This window comes from Bradyrhizobium sp. Leo170 (genome assembly GCF_004296405.1).
GTDB lineage: Bacteria > Pseudomonadota > Alphaproteobacteria > Rhizobiales > Xanthobacteraceae > Bradyrhizobium.
The window spans coordinates 1-4,793 of the sequence record NZ_PSRR01000479.1; the positions used below are offsets into that span (position 1 = coordinate 1).

Sequence of the window (4,793 nt, forward strand, 5' to 3'; positions counted from 1 at the left end):
CTAGGGTATCGCCGCGTTCCGTCACCACGGGCTTGGTCAACCGCGTCGTTCGGATAGCGAAGCGACCGAGAGGCACCGGACAACGAAAACCCGGCAGATGCACCTGCCGGGCAATTCGCGAAATATCATCAGGTGATCGGATATCCGCATTAGACGCCAGACCGCGTGACAGGGGAATGAAATACGCGTCAGTAAGAATGCGGAGATCCCACCGGCGAGCGCAGGCGTGCACCCGGGTGAGCACTACCTGAAAGAAGCCCGCCATTTACGACGGGCTCGAGGTTAGAGGCGCGTCTAGGAGGCCCCTTAAACCCACAGCGATTCGCGCTTCCAGCTTGTGTCGCAACTCACACACGCTGAACGGTGACCGCCTTGCGCGCCCCATGGTCCTCCGGTTGGACGTTACGGGGGGCGAATGGCAAATCACAAGAAAGGCTGGGGCCGCAAGTTCGACGAGCCGATCACACTGCCGGACGGTCAGCGCCTGGTCGTTCTCCGCGACGCAGCGAACTACATCACCAAGCTACCGAAGAAGGAGTCCGACCTCCCCGAGTGGCAAGCTGCGATTGAAGCTCTCATCTTGGTGGCAGACCTCAACGGTCCCACCATGTTCGCACGCATCGGCGTCATGTAGGCTTTGAACCGAGGTCACGTCCGCGAGTTCAACCCTGCGCGCAAGGATCATCATTGGGGCAAAAGGAAGCTCAAGAGGGACCAATGACAGTCTGGATTTACATCGACACAAGCAAGGATGCCGGCGATGCGGATTACCTCAAGGTTTTTGCAACCAAGGATGCCGCCGAGACGTGGCTACAGGAGAATGACCCGGAGGGCGTGGCGTTCGAGTATGAGGTTCTGGAGTGAAACCGGCAAATGTGCGCCGCCGGGCTTTGTCAACCCGCTCGCATCAGATCAGCTCCCTTTCCACAAGACATTGGGGTCTTAGATCGTCCCTACCGGAATAGCATGGTATGCCCGCTGAAGATCGGCGCGCTCGAAGGGGGACTCACCGTGATTGAGCTATGGCTGGCCGTGCCCTTTCTCTACGCGCTTGGCTTCACCTGCTGCATGATCGTTTTCGCTTGTAGGGAAGACTGACCCGTCGACCGCGATGACGTCCCGCCGTGACCTTGAAAGATTACAAAGGCGCTGGTACTAAGCCACTGTTTTCTGCTAAATTTTTAATAGTATTGATAGGCAACGTTTATGAGTGGTTGTAGGGAGATCTCTGTCGAGGCTCTAGTCACACGAGTTGAGGCAATGACCGGTCGCATGGCTCAACTTAATAATCTTCGAAAACTAGTACGAGAGGCTGAGGCAACCCTTCTTGCAGTGCAAGGAAAACACAGATCGCGGAGTGTCAGGCGCCGACATCGTAAGTACACAAGTCCTAGGCCGCTACGATGTCAGGTCGGTCTAACCACGCGCAAAACGGTTGTTTCCCCCTCAGAGTGATGGTAGCTGCGACCGCGGCTAGCTGGTTTAAATGGCGGACGGCGCCAAAGCCGTTCGCCGGGGGCGCAGTACGTCAGGGCAGCGGCGATAATCCCGTTGAAGCCAAGCCAACCCGCTATGACTGCGAAACAGACGACAGCATCATCCATTCGGACCACCTGCGAAGCCGTCCATCGGCTTTGTAGCGCTCATGGTGATCCGAAGAACTTAATCCGTGATTAAGCACTCCCGGACGGGCGCGTCCGATGTTTTGAAGCCTGACTCACCACGGTCTCTACTGCCTGTCGAGCTAATAAAAACTGATGGTTGCGGTATCGAGAGCAGCCTTTCTCACTGAAGCAGATTTTCCGCCGCGCGACCTTACCAGTCGGTAGCAAGAAATAGTCCAACGATGCCCTGTTTGTTTCGTCCAGCCGGATCACCAGGATGAACCCGTCAGGCAAGCGAGCGCCATGCCGAACGGTCCAGATCGGTTTTCTGCCCTTCGGACGCCAATATCTTGCGGTCCGGAACGAGACGGCGATCCCTTCGTTCACGATTAGCGTTCCGTGCTCGTTCAAGATCGATCTGCAGTTCGCCCCCTCGAGCGCATCGATCACCTGGCCCCGCAGCTTCACGACCATGTCAGCGCACGCTTCGCGTGTCTCGAGATAGCTGCAATCGAGCGTCGCTTCATAGCCGATAAGTTTGTAGGCTTTCCGTATGCTCCCAAACCGCAACTGGTAGTCCGATGAACAAGGCAAGCCTGCAGACTCGTCAATAATCTGTGCGGTAAGTTTTCCCCGTTTCCTTAGCAGCAAGCGCAATCGTTTTAGCATTTCCTCGCTGGATAGCCTGTTGTAGTGATCACGTATCCTTTGTCGGGCCCGCCAAAAGAGAGCGGGCTCCACGATTTGAGGGAGTGCACCTTCGCTTCTGATCCACAGCTCGGGAGGATTTAACTTCTGAGGCTGTCCAAGGTGAAAGGTTTTTCGGTTATAGACGATGTTTCCGATATAGCTTTCGTTCTGCAGCAGGTAATGCATGACCGAAGTGGTCCACGGCCTTCCATCCAATGTGAGTACGCCATCTTTGTTCAATTGGCGAACGATCTTCACTTCCGGCCATTTTTCGATCGCGAAGCGCCGAAAGATCTCCCGGACGACCTCCTGCTCATCTGGAGGTCCCGGCCTGAGAACGACGTGATCGGTTTGTAGATACTTGCGTTCCCCGGCTTGCAGCAGGCCTCGTGAATGCCCGCTCTCGTCGACGAGATCCCGACGCAATCCGTAACCCGGCCTTCCCCCTACTCGAAATCCCAATCGCGAAAGTCGACAGGCACCATCGAGGACCTTGGCTGATAGTTCGCGGCTATACTCCGCGGCCATCACCCGCTTGAGGTTCTTTATGATGCTCGACAGTAGACTCCCATCGTTGTCGAACTGCTCCGCGCAATAGACGACCTTGATGCCAGCTTGCTTGCAGAGGAACTCGTAGTGCGCGCTTTCATCAATGTCCTGAAAGCGTCCCCATCGGCTGACGTCGTAGACGAGGAGATGATCGAAGTCGGGCTGTCCCGACCGGACATCCTCTATCAGGCTCGTCAATCCGGCTCTATTCGTAATCTTTAGACCGCTCTCTCCTTCGTCGGAGTAGGTGCGGACGATAGTTAGGCTATGTGCATGCGCGTAGGCTGCGATGGCAGCCGCTTGATTTTGGATGGAATAGCTCTGTTTGTCCGTCGACATCCGGACATACTGAGCAGCAAGCAAGCGTCTTTGAACATTAGCCAAATGGGTATTGCGGCGGGGGACGAGTGCATTAATCATCGATCAAAGCTCCCGATTTGCGCAGCGGGGTAATGCTGATCGGATCGGTCGGTCTAGCCTTTTCCCTCAGGCATAGTTATCCAACGCCCTTCTACCCCACGTTGCAAGGGCGCCCTGAGTCACAAGCGCCAGACCGTCGAGTTGGTGTTGTCGAGCGGGCGCTCGGTCACGTCGGTTGCCAAGGAGCTTGGTCTGCGCGACTCGGTGCTGCGGCGCTGGGTGGATAAGGTTCGGCAGGAGCCGACATCGGCGGCGTGGCGCCCCACCACGCAGTCGCCGCCGCGCTCGGCTACCTGTCCCCCTTTCCACGTGAATCCACAAGCCCTAGCGCTTGCCCTGGAGCCACCCGGGCGCGATGCTTGAGGATGGGTACGAGGTCTCGAGAGACCATCTACAGCGCCTCTGGATACGGAGCACCAAATGGTTTCCACGCTGGACGACAGGCTCGCGGAACGGCAGATCGCGGAGCAGCTTTCGAACCTGGCACGCGAAGCGGGAGTCAGTCCTTCGGCTCCGCCGACGAACATGAAAACGTCTCGCCCCCCGCTGGCAACGATTGATCAATTGGCAAATTGGCGCCACGTGGCTTTCGTCTGCTCTCTGTTGGCAGCATCCATTGGTGTTGCTGCTTGGTGGTGGTCGTCCTCCGCTCATACGGCGATGGTGGCGCCCTCGCAGGCCCTGCCGGAAGCAGTCGCGCCGAAAGACGCCGCGCCGTCTGCCGTTGCGCTGTTTTCCGACTTCTTGGCGCAGCAGCTCCAGCCGATGACGCGCGATCTCGCTGCCTTGAGGCAAGCGGTCGAACAGCTCAAGGTGAGGCAAGAACAATTGGTCCGCGACAATGAAAATGTCACGAGCCAACTCAAGGCGAGCCAGGAAGAAATAGCAGGTAACAATAAGATCATCGACGAGACCAAGGCGATCCAGATCCAGATGGCGCGCGAAAGCCAGATGCTCACCGAGCGCCTCAACGCAAGCCGGGAACAACTCGCCCGCGTCATCGCCAACGCTTCAGCGCCAAAGGTGATGCCTGAAGGGCCGAAGGTGAGCCCCGAAGAGCCAAAGGTTATACCACTGCCGCGTCCGCGGCAGTCGGCCAATGTCGCCCAAGCGCCAAAGCCGGCGCCGACCCCGGCCCGGCCGCAAGCCAAAAAACCGGAACCGTCGTTCGCATGGCCATGGTCGGCGCGCTAATGCCGTGACCCGCCTTGCGCCACCTCAATGGCCAGGATCTCCGGAAACTGCTGCTCACCGCACGGAAAGCCGCATTGGTCGAGGGCGAGGCGGACGACCTGTCCGTAACGAGTTGCCGAGTCATGACGGCGGGTCCTGCACGATCGTTACGAATATCGGGCTGGAAGATAATCTAAAAAGGGGCCGCTGCATGGTGGAACAGCGACCCCTCCGGGTTTCAAAAACTAAGGAATGAAATGTGAACTGCACCCCTGTAGTGAGACAGGATAATCAGGGACAGGAGCCCGGCGCTTGAGGCGGCAGGGCGGGTTGATGGGTTAGGGCCAGGTTGCGGGG

6 protein-coding genes are annotated in these 4,793 nt (G+C 57.8%); 4 read left to right on the forward strand and 2 right to left on the reverse strand.

Going from position 1 to position 4,793, the window contains the following annotated elements; genetic code table 11:
* Window positions 1-265: hypothetical protein (locus CWO89_RS47300; RefSeq protein ID WP_207234671.1), on the reverse strand; the 265-nt coding region annotated here is incomplete at its 3' end.
* A gap of 150 nt (window positions 266-415) precedes the next feature.
* Here CWO89_RS47300 and CWO89_RS40770 point away from each other — a divergent pair.
* Both CWO89_RS40770 and CWO89_RS46430 read left to right on the forward strand, forming a co-directional pair.
* Window positions 416-634, forward strand: a complete 219-nt coding sequence (locus tag CWO89_RS40770) for a hypothetical protein (protein WP_165421536.1) — start codon at window positions 416-418, stop codon at window positions 632-634.
* 83 nt (window positions 635-717) lie between these two features.
* The gene (locus CWO89_RS46430) at window positions 718-864 is read left to right on the forward strand and encodes a hypothetical protein (RefSeq protein ID WP_165421537.1); all 147 of its coding nucleotides are present in this window, start codon (window positions 718-720) and stop codon (window positions 862-864) included.
* Window positions 865-1,673: 809 nt separating this feature from the next.
* Here CWO89_RS46430 and CWO89_RS40775 read toward each other — a convergent pair.
* On the reverse strand, window positions 1,674-3,263 hold the full coding sequence (locus tag CWO89_RS40775; protein WP_130583896.1) for a recombinase family protein: 1,590 nt from the start codon (window positions 3,261-3,263) through the stop codon (window positions 1,674-1,676).
* Window positions 3,264-3,377: 114 nt separating this feature from the next.
* Between CWO89_RS40775 and CWO89_RS49845 the strand changes: the two genes are divergently transcribed.
* Both CWO89_RS49845 and CWO89_RS40785 read left to right on the forward strand, forming a co-directional pair.
* Entirely contained in the window at window positions 3,378-3,626 is a 249-nt protein-coding gene (locus CWO89_RS49845; RefSeq protein ID WP_463698967.1) for a transposase, read from the forward strand.
* A gap of 57 nt (window positions 3,627-3,683) precedes the next feature.
* On the forward strand, window positions 3,684-4,457 hold the full coding sequence (locus tag CWO89_RS40785; protein WP_130583897.1) for a hypothetical protein: 774 nt from the start codon (window positions 3,684-3,686) through the stop codon (window positions 4,455-4,457).
* Window positions 4,458-4,793 lie beyond the last annotated feature (336 nt).

Bases quoted from the DNA above. Each gene is read 5' to 3' on its own strand.
- CWO89_RS40770 (WP_165421536.1), top strand. From the start codon at position 416: ATGGCAAATCACAAGAAAGGCTGGGGCCGCAAGTTCGACGAGCCGATC.
- CWO89_RS46430 (WP_165421537.1), top strand. From the start codon at position 718: ATGACAGTCTGGATTTACATCGACACAAGCAAGGATGCCGGCGATGCG.
- CWO89_RS40775 (WP_130583896.1), bottom strand. From the start codon at position 3,263: ATGATTAATGCACTCGTCCCCCGCCGCAATACCCATTTGGCTAATGTT.
- CWO89_RS40785 (WP_130583897.1), top strand. From the start codon at position 3,684: ATGGTTTCCACGCTGGACGACAGGCTCGCGGAACGGCAGATCGCGGAG.